Origin of the sequence: Paramicrobacterium agarici, assembly GCF_002563955.1 — a bacterium.
GTDB classification, from domain to species: domain Bacteria; phylum Actinomycetota; class Actinomycetes; order Actinomycetales; family Microbacteriaceae; genus Paramicrobacterium; species Paramicrobacterium agarici.
Window position 1 is genome coordinate 3,028,855 of the sequence record NZ_PDJE01000001.1, and the last position, 16,397, is coordinate 3,045,251.

The 16,397-nt window shown below is 66.9% G+C and carries 13 protein-coding genes and 1 riboswitch; of the genes, 7 read left to right on the top strand and 6 right to left on the bottom strand.

Translation table 11 applies throughout. From position 1 onward, the window contains the following. Positions 1-8: 8 nt before the first annotated feature. Positions 9-797, bottom strand: a complete 789-nt coding sequence (locus tag ATJ78_RS14795; RefSeq protein WP_098408942.1) for a DeoR/GlpR family DNA-binding transcription regulator — start codon at positions 795-797, stop codon at positions 9-11. 145 nt (positions 798-942) lie between these two features. Between ATJ78_RS14795 and galT the strand changes: the two genes are divergently transcribed. The 6 genes from galT (at position 943) to ATJ78_RS14825 (ending at position 9,951) form a co-directional block, all read left to right on the top strand. Then, complete coding sequence (gene galT / locus ATJ78_RS14800; protein WP_098409422.1) at positions 943-2,175, top strand: galactose-1-phosphate uridylyltransferase; 1,233 nt, start codon at positions 943-945, stop codon at positions 2,173-2,175. Further along, complete coding sequence (gene galK, locus ATJ78_RS14805; protein WP_098409423.1) at positions 2,175-3,347, top strand: galactokinase; 1,173 nt, start codon at positions 2,175-2,177, stop codon at positions 3,345-3,347. The genes galT and galK overlap by 1 nt, the downstream gene beginning before the upstream one ends. Positions 3,348-3,529: 182 nt before the next feature. Further along, a complete protein-coding gene (locus tag ATJ78_RS14810; RefSeq protein WP_098408943.1) occupies positions 3,530-6,202 on the top strand; it encodes a phosphoenolpyruvate carboxylase in 2,673 nt (890 codons plus the stop codon). A gap of 190 nt (positions 6,203-6,392) precedes the next feature. Continuing rightward, on the top strand, positions 6,393-7,742 hold the full coding sequence (locus ATJ78_RS14815; protein ID WP_098408944.1) for an acylneuraminate cytidylyltransferase: 1,350 nt from the start codon (positions 6,393-6,395) through the stop codon (positions 7,740-7,742). Further along, positions 7,739-8,608: an N-acetylneuraminate synthase family protein gene (locus ATJ78_RS14820; RefSeq protein WP_098408945.1), complete on the top strand. Its 870-nt coding sequence runs from the start codon at positions 7,739-7,741 to the stop codon at positions 8,606-8,608. Before ATJ78_RS14815 ends, ATJ78_RS14820 begins: the two co-directional genes overlap by 4 nt. Continuing rightward, complete coding sequence (locus ATJ78_RS14825) at positions 8,605-9,951, top strand: DUF6716 putative glycosyltransferase (protein WP_098408946.1); 1,347 nt, start codon at positions 8,605-8,607, stop codon at positions 9,949-9,951. The genes ATJ78_RS14820 and ATJ78_RS14825 overlap by 4 nt, the downstream gene beginning before the upstream one ends. 154 nt (positions 9,952-10,105) lie before the next feature. On the opposite strand, the gene ATJ78_RS14830 is transcribed toward ATJ78_RS14825, so the two are convergent. The 5 genes from ATJ78_RS14830 to ATJ78_RS14850 form a co-directional block, all read right to left on the bottom strand. Then, positions 10,106-10,987 carry a bifunctional methylenetetrahydrofolate dehydrogenase/methenyltetrahydrofolate cyclohydrolase gene (locus tag ATJ78_RS14830; RefSeq protein WP_098408947.1) on the bottom strand — a complete coding sequence of 294 codons (882 nt, stop codon included), beginning with the start codon at positions 10,985-10,987 and terminating at the stop codon, positions 10,106-10,108. 12 nt (positions 10,988-10,999) lie between these two features. Further along, positions 11,000-12,271: a serine hydroxymethyltransferase gene (gene glyA, locus ATJ78_RS14835; RefSeq protein ID WP_098408948.1), complete on the bottom strand. Its 1,272-nt coding sequence runs from the start codon at positions 12,269-12,271 to the stop codon at positions 11,000-11,002. Positions 12,272-12,305: 34 nt separating this feature from the next. Beyond that, positions 12,306-12,449: riboswitch (ZMP/ZTP riboswitch) on the bottom strand. 71 nt (positions 12,450-12,520) lie between these two features. Beyond that, positions 12,521-13,174, bottom strand: coding sequence for a type A chloramphenicol O-acetyltransferase (catA, locus tag ATJ78_RS14840; RefSeq protein ID WP_098408949.1), 654 nt, complete (start codon positions 13,172-13,174; stop codon positions 12,521-12,523). Between the two features lie 57 nt (positions 13,175-13,231). Next, positions 13,232-14,218: a DUF2332 domain-containing protein gene (locus tag ATJ78_RS14845; protein WP_211288475.1), complete on the bottom strand. Its 987-nt coding sequence runs from the start codon at positions 14,216-14,218 to the stop codon at positions 13,232-13,234. A 1-nt stretch (position 14,219) separates the two neighbouring features. Continuing rightward, a complete protein-coding gene (locus ATJ78_RS14850; RefSeq protein WP_143741436.1) occupies positions 14,220-14,867 on the bottom strand; it encodes a pentapeptide repeat-containing protein in 648 nt (215 codons plus the stop codon). A 59-nt stretch (positions 14,868-14,926) separates the two neighbouring features. Between ATJ78_RS14850 and ATJ78_RS14855 the strand changes: the two genes are divergently transcribed. Further along, the gene (locus ATJ78_RS14855; protein ID WP_169923476.1) at positions 14,927-16,387 is read left to right on the top strand and encodes a beta-N-acetylhexosaminidase; all 1,461 of its coding nucleotides are present in this window, start codon (positions 14,927-14,929) and stop codon (positions 16,385-16,387) included. The last annotated feature ends 10 nt before the right edge of the window (positions 16,388-16,397 follow it).

Below are 16,397 nucleotides of genomic sequence, written 5' to 3' on the forward strand. Positions count from 1 at the left end.
CGCGGTCACTATGCGAGGAGGACGGCAGCACCCGCGGCACGCAGGTCGGCGACAAGAACGGGGTCTGCGGAAGCATCCGTCACGATCGTGTCAACCTGCGACAGCCCGGCGACGTGCCCCATCGTCACTCGTCCGAGCTTTGACGCATCGGCGGTAATGACAACACGGTCGGATGCCGCCACCATGGCGCGCTTGATCTCGGCTTCGGGAAGGTTGACGTTTGTCACGCCGGCCCCAACGTCGACGCCGTTGCAGCCGAGAATCGCGACGTCAGCGTGCACCGTCTCGATGAGCTGCTGCCCCATGGGATTGACCAGCGAGTGCTGTAGCGGGCGAAGCGCACCACCCGTCACGTAGACCGACAGCCGTGGCAGTGCCGGTTCAAGCGCGAGCGCCGTTGCGAGACCGTTCGTGACAACAACGACGTCGTGCAGCTCAGTGCGATCGACGAGCGCCTCCGCCACGGCGAGCGCCGTCGATCCAACGTCGAGGAACACGCTCTGACCAGCATCCACGAGGCTCGCCGCCCTGCGTCCGATCGCCGCCTTCGACTCCGCACCGGATTGCGACGTCTGCTCAACCGGAGCTTCGGGCGCGGCCGACGCCGACACCGCTCCCCCGTGCACCCGCCGGGCCGCCCCCGCGTCGACGAGCGCGTCGAGGTCGGCCCGCGCCGTGACGCTCGATACAGAAAAGTCGCGCGCAATATCGGCGGCGCGAATGTACCCGCGCTGATCAAGGCGTTCGCGAATGCGAGAGCGACGCAATTCGGCGGGGAGAGCTGCAGCATCCGTCATAGCTCAATTTTCGTTTACTTGCCTTTACTTATCAATACGCAAGCGATAGATTCAGTGGATGCTGCTGCGCGAGCGTCACGCGCCTGAGAATCTTGTGGCGCACACCCGAACACGTAGCGCAGAAGAGGAAGCGAAGCGGAACCCGATGCCCGACACCCCCGAGAATGCACAGACCGATGCTCGCCGCACAACGAAAACGGCTCTTTCGACGCTGACCGGCGGCATCACGAGCCAGGCGCACAAGCTCGCCGACGGCCGCGACATCATCTACTTCGACGACCCCGACACGCAGCTTCCCGCCGAGCGCCGCGCCGATCCTCGCGAGCTCGACCCTCGACCCGCAACAGCGACCATGCGGCAGGACCCACTCACCGGCGAATGGGTCTCCATCGCGGCCGCCCGGCAGAACCGCGCGTTTCTGCCCCCGGCAGAGCTCGACCCCCTCGCACCGCAAACGCCGACGAACCCCTCAGAGGTACCGAGCGATTACGACGTCGCGGTGTTCGAGAACAAGTCGCCCTCGTTCGGCCCGCTGCTGCGCGACGACAACGAGCCGCGAGGCCTCTACGACCTGACGCGCATCGGCCTCGAACGCACCCGAACCTCGGTCGGCCGCTGCGAAGTCGTGTGCTTCTCACCGGAGCGCGAAGGCTCGTTCGGCTCGCTCTCGCGCACGCGCGCCCGCACCGTGATTGAGGCATGGGCAGAGCGCACTCGAGCTCTCAGCGCCATGCCGAACGTGCGGCAGGTCTTTCCCTTCGAGAACCGCGGCGTCGAGATCGGCGTCACCCTGCAGCATCCGCACGGTCAGATCTACTCGTACCCGTACATCACGCCGCGCACCCGCCAGGTGCTCGACGCCATTGATACCTATGGGCCGACGCTCTTCGCCGACATTCTCGAGCGCGAACAGGCGGGCGAGAGGATGCTGCTGCGCGGCGAGCACTGGAGCGCGTTCGTTCCGTTTGCCGCTCGCTGGCCCGTCGAAGTGCACATGCTGCCGCACCGTCACGTCGCCGACTTCACCGAGACGACGGCGGAGGAGCGCGACGAACTCGCGGTGCTGTACCTGCGGCTGCTGCGGGGCGTCGACGCCCTGTACGACACACCAACGCCCTACATCGCCGCGTGGCACCAGGCGCCCGTGAACGTCGCGCGCGACGACGTGCGGCTCATGCTGCAGCTCACGTCGCCGCGCCGCGCCGCCGACAAGCTCAAGTACCTCGCCGGATCCGAGGCGGCAATGGGTGCGTGGATCGGCGACATCCCGCCCGAGAAGGCGGCGCAGAACCTGCGCGACGCCATCGCTCGCGCCGATATCGCGCACCCCGTCGAGCCGACAGCATCCGCCGCCTCGAATGACCAGGAGCCACGATGATGACCTCCCCACGCTCAACCGCAGATTCGTTCAGCGCCCACTACGGGCACACCCCGGACGGCGTGTGGCGCGGACCGGGGCGCGTCAATCTGATCGGCGAGCACACCGACTATAACGACGGCTTCGTTTTTCCGTTCGCGATCGACCGTTCGACGGCCGTCGCCGTGGGGTCACGAGACGACCGCACCGTGCGCATGACGACAGATTTCGCGGATGCTGCAGCCACGGTGTCGCTCGACGATCTCGACGTCGAGCAGCTCGCCGACGGAACGCTGAGCGGCTGGTCGGCGTACCCGTTCGGCGTCATCTGGGCCATGCGGCACTTCGGCGCCGATCTGTGCCAGGTGAGCGGCTTCGACGCACACATCGCCTCGGACGTTCCCGCCGGAGCAGGGCTGTCGTCGTCTGCCGCGCTCATGTGCGCTGTCGCCGTCGCGCTCAACGACGAGTGGCAGCTCGGCTTCGACACCCAGACACTCGCGCGCATCGGCCAGCTCGCCGAGAACAAAGCCGTCGGCGCGCCGACCGGAATCATGGACGAGAGCGCCTCGCTCTTCGGTCAGCGCGATCACGGCGTGTTTCTGGACTGCCGTTCGCTCGACTCCGAGGTGATCGAGCTCGGCTTCGAGCAGTACGGCCTCGACGTGCTCGTCATGAACACGCGCGTCGACCACGCCCACGCGACGGGCGGCTATGCCGAGCGCCGAGCGTCATGCGAGAAGGGCGCGCGACTCATGGGCGTGAAGAGCCTGCGCGATCTCGACGTCGACGACCTCGAGCGCGCCAAACGTGAGCTCGACGACGAGACGTTCCGTCGGGTGCGGCACATCGTCACCGAGAACCAGCGCGTGCTCGACACCGTTCGCACCCTGCGCACTGAGGGACCCGCGGCGATCGGCGATCTACTCAACGCCTCGCACGTCTCGATGCGCGACGACTTCGAGATCTCCGTTGCCGAGCTCGACCTCGCCGTCGAGACGGCCCAGGCGTGCGGCGCGATCGGAGCACGCATGACGGGAGGCGGCTTCGGCGGTGCCGCGATCGCGCTCGTCGCGCACGATCGCGTGGGAGAGACGGCGGATGCTGTCATGCAGGCGTTCGCCGATGCCGGGTACCGCGCGCCGGAGTGCTTCACGGTGCATCCCGACGACGGCGCCGGCCGCGCACTCTGAGCGACAGCATCCACACTCTGCGAGCACCCGCCACACTCGACGAGCCGTTTCTCGGGGTGACCGCTGCCGAAAGAGGCACCGCCCTCACAGCGACCTGAGTCGTTTCGCGAACCCGCAGGGGAACGTCACAAAGCGAACGTCGATTACGAGATACGAGCAACTCTCGCTAGCCTCGAAGAACGATGACTGACACGTATCCCCCCACGTCGGCAATTACGATCATCCAAGCCCCCCGCAATCTGGAGATTCCCGACGCGCTCCGCTCAGACGTTCGTCTTCTCGGCGAACTGCTGGGCCGTGTGCTGATCGAGACGGGCGGAAAAGACCTTCTCGACGACGTCGAGAGGCTGCGGAGCCTGACGATCGCCGCATACGAGAACGAAGACACCGCCGCGTTCGAAGACGCTGAAGCGCTCGTCACATCGTTCTCTCCCGAGCGGGCAGAAGAGGTGGCGCGCGCGTTCACGTGCTACTTCCACCTCGTGAATCTCGCAGAGGAGCGCCACCGTGTGCGCGTACTGCAGGGCCGCAATCCCGAACCGGGCGAAGACGTCGGAGCGTCCTTCACCTCGACCATGAACGCCCTCGTCGACGAGCTCGGCGAAGACGGCGCGCAGAAGATGCTCGACGGGCTCGAGTTCCGCCCCGTACTGACGGCGCACCCGACGGAGGCGCGGCGCCGTGCCGTGGCCTCGTCGATTCGCCGCATCAGCGAGCTCATCGCTACAAACGACGACCCGCGGCTGGGCGAAGACGTTCAGGCCGAGACCAAACGCACGCTGCTCGCCGAGATCAACGTGCTGTTCCGCACCGCTCCCCTGCGCTCGACGCGGCCGACGCCGCTCGACGAGGTGCGCACGGCGATGAACATCTTCGACCAGACGCTGTTCGAGGCGATGCCCCGCATCTACCGCCTCATCGACGACCGCCTCACGGGCAAGGCCGCCGGAACGCTTCCGCCCCGCTCGCACTCGTTCGTGCGATTCGGCTCGTGGATCGGCGCCGACCGCGACGGCAACCCCAACGTCACGGCGAAGATCACGCGCCAGGCGGCCGCGATTCAGTCGGAGCACGTGCTGCTCGGGCTCGAGCACGCGGCGTCGCGCGTCGGCCGGATGCTGACGCTCGACGCGGGCGATACGGCACCCAGCCCCGAGCTTCTGCAGCTCTGGCAGCGGCAGCGCTCACTCGCCGACGAGCTCACCAGCGAGATCGCGACGCGCTCCCCCAACGAGCCGCACCGCCGTGTCGTGCTCATGATCGCCGAGCGCATCGCCGCGACGCGCGGTCGCAACGCCGACCTCGCCTACGCCGGGCCCGACGACCTGCTCGACGACCTGCGCACAGTACAGGACTCCCTCGTTGCCGCGGGCGACAAGCGCAGTGCCTACGGCGAGGTGCAGGGGCTCATCTGGCAGGTCGAGACGTTCGGCTTCCACCTTGCCGAGCTCGAGGTGCGCCAGCACTCGAAGGTGCACCGCCAGGCGCTCGACGAACTCGACCGCGGCGTGCAGCCGAGCGAGATGACCGACGAAGTGCTCGACGTCTTCCGCACGATCGGCGCTCTGCAGTCCCGCTACGGCGTCAACGCCGCCCGCCGCTACATCATCTCGTTCACGCAAGAAGTCGACGACATCGCCAACGTGCACCGCCTCGCGCGCTACGCGTTCGGCGACGGCGAGACGCCCGTGCTCGACGTGATTCCGCTGTTCGAGACGTTCAACGACCTCAAGAACGCTCCCGCGATCCTCGAGAAGATGATCGAGCTCCCCGAGGTGGCCAAGCGCCTCGACGAGACCGACCGTCGCCTTGAGGTCATGCTCGGCTACTCCGACTCGTCAAAGGACGTCGGCCCGGTCTCGGCGACGCTGACGCTGTATGAGGCGCAAGACGCGATCGCTCGCTGGGCGGAGCGCCACAGCATCCGTCTCACTCTCTTTCACGGCCGAGGCGGTGCCATGGGCCGCGGCGGCGGTCCGGCGAACGAGGCCGTGCTGTCGCAGCCGCCCGGGTCGGTCGACGGCCGCTTCAAGCTCACCGAGCAGGGCGAAGTCATCTTCGCCCAGTACGGCAACCCGACGATCGCGCTGCGTCACCTCGAGCAGATCGCGTCGGCGACCCTTCTGGCGTCGAGCCCGTCGAACGGCGAGCTCAACGCGTCGGCGGCGACGACGTTCGCCGACATGGCGCAGGTGATGGATGCTGCAAGCCGCGAGCGCTTCTACGAGCTCGTTCACGCGGAAGGCTTTGCCCCGTGGTTCGCCGAGGTCACGCCGCAAGAAGAGGTCGGCCTTCTTCCCCTCGGCTCGCGTCCGGCACGCCGTGGACTCTCGGTCGAGTCGCTCGAAGACCTCCGTGCGATTCCGTGGGTGTTCTCGTGGTCGCAGGCGCGCATCAACCTTGCCGGCTGGTTCGGCCTCGGCACAGCACTCAAAGCTGTCGGCGACCGCGAGCAGCTGCAGAAGGCGTACCGCGAGTGGCCGCTGTTCACGACGATGATCGACAACGTGCAGATGTCGCTTGCGAAGACCGACGCGCGCATTGCCGCCCGGTACCTGCAGCTCGGCAATCGTGACGACCTCGCGGCGCTCGTTCTCGACGAGATGGAGCGCACGCGCGAATGGGTGCTCGCCGCTACCGGAAGCACTGAGCTTCTCGACAACCGCGCCGTGCTGCAGCGCGCCGTGCGGCTGCGCACGCCGTACGTTGATGCGCTGTCGCTACTGCAGCTTCGCGCCCTGCGCACGCTGCGAGGTGCGGCGACGCAAGAAACCGAGACGACAATCGACCAGGCGCGCAACTTGCTGCTGCTCTCGGTCAACGGAGTCGCTGCGGGGCTGCAGAACACGGGCTGACCCGGAGACACGTCTCAGCCGAGCGGCGGTCCGGGAGGGCCGTCGCTCGCTGACGTGAGTTGCAGAAGGTGGCTCTTCACGCCAGCTCGCGTGGCCGCCATCTTCTGCAACTCACACCGTACGCACGTTCGCCACCGCGTGTTTACCCCGACAGAACCGACGGGAAACGTCGCCGGCTTAGCGTCGCCGTATGCACGGTGTTGATGAGCGTGGCCACGACCGGGCGACAGTCGTCGCCATCATTCCCGCCCGCGGCGGCTCACAGGGCATACCTGCCAAGAACCTGCGCGAGGTCGGCGGTACACCGCTGATCGTTCGCGCAATCGAGGCAGCGGCCGCATCTGCGCGCATACAGAAGGTCGTGGTCTCGACCGACGACGAGCAGATTGCAGCAGTCGCGCGGGCGGCCGGGGCAGACGTGATCGAGCGGCCCGATGAGCTGGCCACACACGAAGCGACGTCGGAGTCTGCCCTGCTGCACGCGCTCGCGCAGCTCGATGCCCGCGGTGCCGCGCCCGAGATCACCGTGTTCATTCAGGCGACCTCGCCGTTCATCGACCCGGTCGACATCGACGAGGCCATCGCTCGCGTCGCATCCGGCACAAGCGACGTGGTTTTCTCGGCCGTTCCCAACCACTCGTTTCTCTGGCGCCCAGACGAGATCGACCCGGGCAACATGGTCGGCGTCAACCACCGGCGCCTCACGCGGCAGCGTCGCCAGGACCGCCCCGTCGAGTATCGCGAGACCGGTGCCTTCTATGTGCTGCGCACGCGCGGGTTTCTCGAGGCGAAGCACCGGTTCTTCGGGCGGGTCGGCGTGCAGCTCGTCGCCGAGCAGAACGCGCTCGAGATCGACACGCTCGACGATCTGCGTGTTGCGCGCGCGATCGTCGACGTGCGTGGCGTCGACGGCGGGCGCGTTGCGCAGACAGCATCCGCCGACTCGGTTTCCGTGGCGATCGGCGACGAGAACAGCGCCCCGGCAGAGCGCGCCGCGCTGACAGCATCCGGAAGCGCGATGTCAGACCGCATCGACGTGGATGCTGTCGTCACGGACTTCGACGGCGTGCACACCGACGACACCGCGATCATCGGCGCAGACGGCGAAGAGCTCGTGCGCGTCAGCCGACGTGACGGCGCCGGAATCGCGCGGCTTCGCGCCGCCGGCATCCGGGTTCTGATTCTCTCTGCCGAGAAGCATCCCGTCGTCGCCGCTCGAGCACGCAAGCTCGAGGTCGATGTGCGGCAGGGCATCGACGACAAGGGCGCCGCCCTCTCCGCGTGGGCTCGAGCCAACGGCATCCGTCTCGATCGCATCGCGTACCTGGGAAACGATCTCGGCGACGTCTCTGCCTCGACGATCGTGGGCTGGCCCATGGCCGTAGCGGATGCTGCGCCCGAAGTGCGCGCGGCCGCCCGGCGTGTGCTGACCAGACGAGGAGGCGACGGTGCCGTGCGCGAACTCGCCGACGCCGTACTCCGTGCCGTTGCGCACGCTCAACCGCCCGCTGTCGCTCATACCGAAGGAGCCCTGTCGTGACCGTGCAGATCGGAAGCCACCGCATTGGAATGGGCGAGCCCGTCTACGTGATCGCCGAAATTGGCCTCAACCATAACGGCGACATCGGGCTCGCGAAGCAGCTCATCGATGTGGCCGCGAGCGCCGGCGCGCAGGCCGTGAAGTTTCAGAAGCGCACTCCCGAGATCGCGACGCCCGAGCACATGAAAGATGTGCCGCGCGAGACGCCCTGGGGCACGATGAGCTACCTCGACTACCGCCGCCGTGTCGAGTTCGGGCGCGTCGAATACGCGCAGATCGCCGCGCACGCCGCCGAACGCGGGCTCGACTGGTTCGCGTCGCCGTGGGACGTTCCGAGTGTCGCGTTTCTGTACGAACTCGATGTTCCGGCGTTCAAAGTCGCCTCAGCATCCGTCACCGACCTCGAGTTGCTCGAGGCGATCGCCGAGACGCGCAAGCCCGTGATCCCGTCGACCGGCATGTCGACGCTCGACGAGATCGACATGGCCGTCGCCACCCTCGGCACCGAGAAACTCGTGATTCTGCACGCGACGTCGACGTATCCGATGCCGCCAGAAGAGGCCAACCTGCGGGTGATCGGCGAGCTGCAGCAGCGTTACCCCGCGCCCGTCGGGTATTCGGGGCACGAGCGCGGGCTGCAGATCTCGCTCGCGGCGGTGACGCTGGGAGCGGTCGCCGTCGAGCGGCACATCACGCTCGACCGCACGATGTGGGGATCTGACCACGCGGCGTCGCTCGAGCCGCTGGGGTTTGAGCACCTCGTGCGCGACATTAGGGTCATTGAGCAGGCGATGGGCGACGGAGTGAAGCGAGTGTTCCCCGGCGAAGAGGCGCCGAAAGCGAAGCTGCGGCGGGTGCTCGCGTGAGCACGGGCACGCGGCGGATGCTGGTCATCGCCGACTCCGATTCGTATCTCAAGTGGGGCGCCGCCTTCGCGGAGCAGCGCGACGCATCGTGGAGCGCGGCACTCGTGCTGTTGAAGTCGCCCGTGCTGCCGAGCGCCAGGCAGCTCGATGCCGCTCTGGCGGGCACACGGTTCACGCGCGGTGACACACGCTCGATCGATCTCGACGACCTCACGGCACTCATCGAGACTGAGCGCCCGCACGTCGTGCTGCTGGCTCTGCGCGGTCCGCTCGTTCGCGTCGTCGCGCCGCTCATCGCGGAGCTTCCCGGTCGTCCCGTCATCGTGTCGGGGCTCCCCGGCCTCACGATTCCGGCCGAACCGAAGGCGATCGTCTACCGCGAACAGTGCGACATGATCGTGCTGCACAGCAGACGCGAAGTGCGGGAGTTCAGTGCCAATGCCGCGTCGCTTGGCATCGAGATGCGTTTCGCTCTCGCCACTCTCCCGTTTCTCGAAGCGCGGGAGCAGCGCGCACGAACTGACGCGCGGTCGATCGTCTTCGCCGTGCAGGCAAAGGTGCCGGCTGCGCGCGAGGAGCGCGTTCAGCTGCTGCAGATTCTGAGCACTGCCGCTCGCGCGCACACCGGAAAGCGCGTCGTCGTGAAGACGCGTGCGCGCCGCGGCGAAGCGCAGACGCACCTCGAGCAGTACGACCTCGCGGCGCTGCTCGACACGCCCGACGTCGTCGACGCGATCGGCGGTGTTCCCGACAATCTCGTCGTTTCAGATGGTCCCATGGCGGAGCACCTCTCGCGGGCTGCGGCGCTGGTCACCGTGAGTTCGACGGCGGCGCTCGAGGCCATCGCCGCGGGCGTGCCCGTGCTGCTGCTCGACGACTTCGGCATCGGGCCGCGGCAGATCAACACGGTGTTCGTGGGCAGCGACCTCTTTGGCAACGCCTCCGATCTGGCGCGCGGCGCGTGGCGGCATCCTGATTCTGCCTGGCTCGACGACAACTACTTTCATCCCGCGCACGCGACCACGGTCGACGACCGGCTCGACGAGCTCGTCCGTCGCAACGCCGCCCGGCCCCTGCCATTTCCCGAGCGCCGCTTCAACCTCACGGGCGGCACTCTGCGCCGAGCGTTCGAGCGCAAGCGGATGCTGGGGCACTACGATCGGTCGCTGTCGGGCACACTGTCACTCGTGGTCGCGCTCCCGGCGCGCGCGGCGGTGCGGCGCGCGAGAAGACTCGCCCGGATGCTGCGCGGCGACCAGCAGCATCCAGCCCTCTTCACGTCGGCTGCCGTGTCGACGTCACCGGGCGCGCACGAGTTCGGAGACTCACGTCCCGTCGGGTGACCGCTGACGCGAGAAGCGGGCCGATCATGCTGCAAACCCCGTTTTCTGCCAGCCGATGTTCGCTAGTCGGAAGCCTCCCGGCCGCTGCAGCGTGTTGCGCACGACACGCCGCCGACGCGCCGGAATCTCCGATTATCGGAACGGCACCGCTGCCTCAGCCGGCGGCGCGCTCGGCAGCCTCCACGACGTTGGTCATGAGCAGCGCGACGGTCATCGGCCCCACGCCGCCGGGGTTCGGCGACAGGTATCCGGCGACGTCTGCAACCCCGGGGTCGACGTCTCCGAAGACCTTGGCCTTTCCGCCGTCTGGGTTCTCCTCGCGCGTCACGCCGACGTCGAGAACCGCGGCGCCAGGCTTGACGTCTTCGGGACGAATGAGGTGCTTCACTCCGGCAGCGGCCACGATCACGTCGCCCTGACGCAGGTAGCGCGGCATGTCGACAGTGCCCGTGTGCGTGAGCGTCACCGTCGCGTTGAGCTGACGTCGCGTCAGCAGCAGCCCGATCGTGCGACCGATCGTCACGCCCCGACCCACGACGACGACGTGCTTGCCCGTGAGGTCGTAGTCGTTGCGCAGCAGCAGCTCGATCACACCGCGTGGCGTGCACGGCAGCGGAGTGTCGATCGGCGCATTGACGTTGAGCACAAGTCGGCCCAGGTTGGTGGGGTGCAACCCGTCGGCGTCTTTCGCCGGATCGATGCGTTCGAGGATGCTATCGGTGTCGATGTGCTTCGGCAGCGGAAGCTGCACGATGTAGCCGTGGCATTCGGGATCGGCGTTGAGCTCGTCGATCAGCGCCTCGACCTGCTCTTGCGTCGCATCGGCGGGCAGTTCGCGCTGAATCGAGTTCATGCCGATCGCGACGGACTGCTTGTGCTTCATGCCCACGTACAGCTGCGATGCCGGGTCGGCACCCACGAGCACCGTCGCGATGCCCGGCGTGATGCCCCTCTGCTTGAGTGCTGCCACGCGCTCGGTCAGCTCGGCTTTGATGTCGGCAGACGCCGCGCGCCCGTCAAGAATCTGTGCGGTCATTCGCTGCCCGCCCTACTGCTGCAGCCCGGGGTACAGCGGGAAGGCGTCGGTGAGGGTCTTCACCCGGCCGCGAAGCGCCGCGATGTCAGCATCCGGCCGCACGGCCAGCGCGATGATGTCGGCGACCTCGGCGAATTCCGCATCTCCGAAACCACGCGTCGCAAGTGCTGGCGTGCCGATGCGCATGCCGCTCGTGACCATCGGCGGGCGCGGGTCGAACGGCACGGAGTTCTTGTTCACCGTGATGCCGACCTCGTGCAGACGGTTCTCTGCGTCTTGCCCCGATAGCTCGCTCTCGCGCAGGTCGGCGAGCACGAGGTGCACGTCGGTGCCGCCGGTGAGCACGTTGACGCCGGCGGCGCGCGACTCGTCAGACGTGAGTGCTTCGGCCAGGAGCTTGGCGCCCGAGACGGTGCGCTCCTGGCGATCCTTGAAGTCATCGGATGCTGCCAGCAGGAACGCCGTGGCCTTGGCAGCGATGACGTGCATGAGCGGGCCGCCCTGCTGACCGGGGAAGACGTTGGAGTTGAGCTTCTTCGCGAGTTCGGTGTCGCGCGACACGATGAAGCCGGAGCGCGGGCCACCGATGGTCTTGTGCACGGTCGACGACACGACGTCAGCGTACGGAACCGGCGACGGGTGAAGTCCCGCGGCGACGAGTCCGGCGAAGTGCGCCATGTCGACCCAGAGCTTGGCACCCACCTCGTCGGCGATCGCGCGGAACGCGGCGAAGTCGAGCTGACGCGGGTATGCCGACCAGCCGGCGATGATGACCTGCGGCTTGTGCTCGAGCGCCTTGTCGCGCACGACGTTCATGTCGACGCGGCACGTCTCGGGGTCAACGCCGTACGAGACGGCGTTGTACAGCTTGCCCGAGAAGTTGAGCTTCATGCCGTGCGTCAGGTGACCACCGTGAGCGAGCTCGAGGCCGAGAATCGTGTCGCCGGGCGTCGCGATGGCGGAGAGCACCGCCGCGTTTGCAGACGCACCGGAGTGCGGCTGAACGTTGGCGTACTCGGCGCCGAACAGCGACTTGGCGCGCTCGATCGCGAGGGACTCGGCGATGTCGACGAACTCGCAGCCGCCGTAGTAGCGACGGCCCGGGTACCCTTCCGCGTACTTGTTCGTGAGCACCGAGCCCTGTGATTGCAGCACGGAGACGGGAACGAAGTTCTCGCTCGCGATCATCTCGAGGTAGTCGCGCTGGCGGCCCAGCTCTTGGTCGAGCACGGCGGCGATCTCGGGATCGACCTCCGACAGCGGCGCGTTGAACGTATCGGTCATGCTGGCTCCTTTGTGACAGGCGGATGGAAAATCCCGTATCGGCCCAGGCGTGCGGCCGAATCCGCCTCAATGCTGAGGGTCAGCGTCGCTCCCCGATGGTGCCCCATCTGAGCCGGGTCATCCGCGAGCTGCGAGCCCGCCGGAATCGTCCGTCAATACGCCAGTCGCGACGCGTACAGCATAACAGCGGATGCTGTCGCGGAAGCGCTGCCGCGCGTGTTCCTGCAGCACTCACTCCCGCGCGCGGCGTCAGCGAACCCAGCTGGGGTCGTTCAGGAGTTCTTGCAGTTCATTCACGAGACGCGCCGTGTGGAATCCGTCGGCGGCGGCATGGTGAATCTGCACGGCAAGAGGGAGCACCGTGCGGCCGTCGCGTTCGATGTAACGACCGAGTGTGAAGATGGGCGCGAAATGCTCCCAGCTGTCGCGGATATTAAGCGTAAATCCGGTAAATGACGTCCACGGAAGACTCGACACGTCGAACGTGTTCGGCGGGAGCGCTCCTTGGGGAAAGAACTCCGTTGCCCGGCTGTGCGCCGCGAGAAGAGCGGCGGCCGACTCGTGAAACACGGCGAAGTCGGGATCGTAGGGAGCCGAGACGCAGGCGAACGTCTCTCGCTCGGTGTTGAAGACGGTGAAGGCAGGGTCGACGACCGACCAGATGGCCGGGGCTCCCGATTCCGTGAGGCACATTCTGAATTCGTCGTGCCGGTTGACAACGGTGGCGAGCGCCCAGATTTGAGCGATGTACGTTTTGCGTGCGGAACGGCGCAGAGCATCGGCAAATGCCGTGACGTCAAGGTCAACGGTCATCGCGTAGGTGCAGGGCACGGTGTTGCGGTAATGCTCGAAGTGCTCCCGGCGCGGCCAGGAGTCGAGGTCAATGACGACGGGCGCTTCCATCTCTCGATCTTCTCAGTCAGTACTCGACGGGGTGGGGGCAGTGCGCAATTCGCGCCGTCACAGCCAGTGCATCCGCTGCCCATGCGGCGCCGCAAACGCCTGCGCCTGCCCATCGAGCGCGAGCACGAAGCGGTTGTCGTCTCGCTGCCTGCGTCCGGGGATCGTACGGTCGATCTGGGGAAACACACCGCGCCCCTCGAACGAAATCCAGCGCGCGCCGAGCCGCGCCATCTGCCCGTAGAAGCGGTCGCGCCCTGCCGCGTCCAGGTACGCGAGCACGGCCGTGTGCTGAACGACCGGCGTCACTCCCGCGGGTACAGCGTCGACGATGCTCTCGATCTGCTCGTTGAGGTCGCCGCGCACGAGGGTCGGCGGCTCGGCGCGGGCGATCGCCGCGGCAGCATCCAGTCGCTCATCTCTGTCGTTCTGCCCCGGCCAGATAAGCGCGTGCAGCCACCGCATGTCATCGGGGTCACTCACGTCGAGCGGATTGAGGTCGACGCCGAACCGCGACACGATCTCGGGCACCTGCTGCGGCAGAGGAACACCGCCGGTCGTCGCGCAGCGCGTGACGACGGTCGAGGGGCCCGCAGGCGGGTCGATGCGCACCGCGTCGTCATACACGTGGCTATAGCGGTCGGGGTAGAGGCAGAGGCCAGCGGATGCTCCCACTTCGATGAGAGCAATCGGACCATCGAGCTGCGCCAGCAGAGGCAGAATCACGGCTGTGCGCCCGGCCTCGTTCGTCTGCGTCGACCGCGCGAGAACCTCGCGGCGCACGTCGTTCCAGTGCTCACGCAGCCAGGCCAGAAAGACCTCAGGTGGCGCTTCAGGGACTCCGAGATATCGCGTCGCGGCGAGCACGAGGTTGGGCTGCTGCTTGTGCGCGGGAAGATCGGCGATGAGACCGCACACCTCGTGATCTGCCGCGATCGCCTGGCACCAGTTGTCGTAGCGCTCCGAGTTGCCGTATGCCTCGTGATGGGCGAAGTCGGCGAATCGTGCCGCGACGTCCATGCGGTTGTCGACGTCGAGGGGACGCACGTCAGCACACCTCGATTCCGAGCTGCGACGCGAAGAACGGAGCGAGCTGCGCCAGCTGGGATTCGTCGATCACTGTGCCCTTCAACCCGTCGATGCCGACGATGCGCGAGAGCTCGAGACCCCGCAGGTCGACGTGCGCGAGTGTCGCACCGGGCACCTCGAGCGTGCCCACGCGGCACCCGCTGAGGCTGACCCGTGTGGCCGATGCCGCCCCGAGGTCGAGCTCGTCGATCTGGCAGTCTTCGAAGACGACATCGACGAGAGCGCTGCCGCGCAGGTTCACGAACCCGAGCTTGCATCCCGTGAAGCGCACTGAATTCCAGCGGCTGTCGTAGGCCTCGAGCGACCCGATGCGCGAACGGCTGACGTCGACGTCGCGCAGTTTCAGGGACGGTGCCGAAACGGTGGCTCCGTCGCCCGACGCGATCGTGCAGTCGGTGAAGCGCGCTCCGCGGCAGACGAGTCCGGCGAGAGCGAGATCGTCGAAAGCGCACTCTGAGAACGTGAGGTCGGCAAGGTCACGACCAGCGAGCGACGCACCCTCGAAACGCTCGCCCTCGCGCAAATCGCCAGGCAGCAGATCGTCGAGATCCGAAGGCGACAGATCGTGAAGTATCGGTGGCTCAAATCGCGGTGCGTGAACGGTCACGTCGTCACACTATCTCGGTAGACTCGCCGAACCACCACAGCCAACTCCGGAGGGTATTCGTGTCGCTTCCCGTGCTCTTGCCTCAGCCTCGCTCCGTTGACGAGAAGGAGGGAACGTTCACGATCACCGAGGGCACCCGCATCGTGACCGACCGGCCTGAGCTCGGCGACTACCTGGCGAGCGTGCTGCGTCCCGCCACGGGCTACGAGTTCGCGGTGTCGGCAGGCGCAGCCGCCGAGGGCGACATCGTGCTCGAGATCAACGCCGAGGCTGCGAGTTCCACCGGCAACCAGGCGGAGGCGTACCGCCTCGTGGTTGACGGACGCAACGCGATAATCGACGCACCCGCAGATGCCGGGCTCTTCGCGGGCATCCAGACACTGCGGCAGCTGCTGCCTGCCGAGATCGAGTCGCGTACGCCAGCGTCAGCACGGTGGGAGGTTTCGGCCGTGACCATCGTCGACGCGCCGCGTTTCGCCTACCGCGGCGTCATGCTCGACATTGCGCGACACTTCTTCGGCGTCGACACGATCATGCAGCTGATCGACAATGTGGCGGCGTACAAGATCAATCATCTTCACCTGCATCTGAGCGACGACCAGGGCTGGCGCATTGAGATTCCGGGGTGGCCGGAGCTGACGCGCTCCGGAGCCGAGTCTCAGGTCGGCGGTGGCGACGGCGGGTTCTTGACCACGAGCGATTATGAGCAGATCGTGCACTATGCGGCATCCCGCTTCATCACGGTCGTGCCCGAGATCGATATGCCCGGTCACACCAACGCCGCGATGGTCGCCTACCCCGAGCTGGCACCCGAGGGGGCGAAGATTGCTCCGTACACGGGCATTGCCGTCGGCTTCTCGTCTTTCAGCATCGAGGCCGATGTGACGTACCGGTTCATCGACGACGTCGTCGGCCACATCGCGTCGCTGACGCCAGGGCCGTTCTTTCATCTCGGCGGAGACGAGTCGCTGGCGACGAAGGACGAGGATTACTGCACCTTCATGTCGCGAGCGAGCCGCATCGTCACGTCTCACGGCAAGACGCCGGTCGGCTGGCTTGAGATCGGCACGTGCGCAGATCTTGCGCCCGGCACCGTCGGTCAGTATTGGAGCTACCGGGTTCCGCAAGACGGCGCAGACGACCAGGCGGTCTCAATTGTTCGTCAGGGCGGTGCACTCATTCTCTCCCCCGCCGATGCTGTGTATCTCGACATCATGCCCGAATCCGGCTTTCGGCTGGGGCTCGAGTGGACGGGCGCGCCGACTCCGCTGTCGCAGGTGGCTGACTGGGACCCGGCGACTCTTGTTCCGAGCGTCGGCGAAGAGAACATTCTCGGGATTGAAGCGCCCCTGTGGACGGAAACCGTCGAGACGGCAGCCGACATCGACGCGCTGATCTTCCCGCGCCTGCTCGCCGTTGCAGATATGGCATGGGCGGATGCTGTCAGCGACAGCGAGACGCGCGTGCGCGCCCTTCTGCCACGCCTCGATGCGGCGGGCGTGCAGTACGGTCCTGCGTAGGCCGTTCTCA

Coding starts and splice junctions, on each gene's coding strand:
- ATJ78_RS14830 (WP_098408947.1), bottom strand. CDS start 10,987: ATGACCGCACAGATTCTTGACGGGCGCGCGGCGTCTGCCGACATCAAA.
- galT (WP_098409422.1), top strand. CDS start 943: ATGCCCGACACCCCCGAGAATGCACAGACCGATGCTCGCCGCACAACG.
- galK (WP_098409423.1), top strand. CDS start 2,175: ATGACCTCCCCACGCTCAACCGCAGATTCGTTCAGCGCCCACTACGGG.
- ATJ78_RS14810 (WP_098408943.1), top strand. CDS start 3,530: ATGACTGACACGTATCCCCCCACGTCGGCAATTACGATCATCCAAGCC.
- glyA (WP_098408948.1), bottom strand. CDS start 12,271: ATGACCGATACGTTCAACGCGCCGCTGTCGGAGGTCGATCCCGAGATC.
- ATJ78_RS14815 (WP_098408944.1), top strand. CDS start 6,393: ATGCACGGTGTTGATGAGCGTGGCCACGACCGGGCGACAGTCGTCGCC.
- catA (WP_098408949.1), bottom strand. CDS start 13,174: ATGGAAGCGCCCGTCGTCATTGACCTCGACTCCTGGCCGCGCCGGGAG.
- ATJ78_RS14795 (WP_098408942.1), bottom strand. CDS start 797: ATGACGGATGCTGCAGCTCTCCCCGCCGAATTGCGTCGCTCTCGCATT.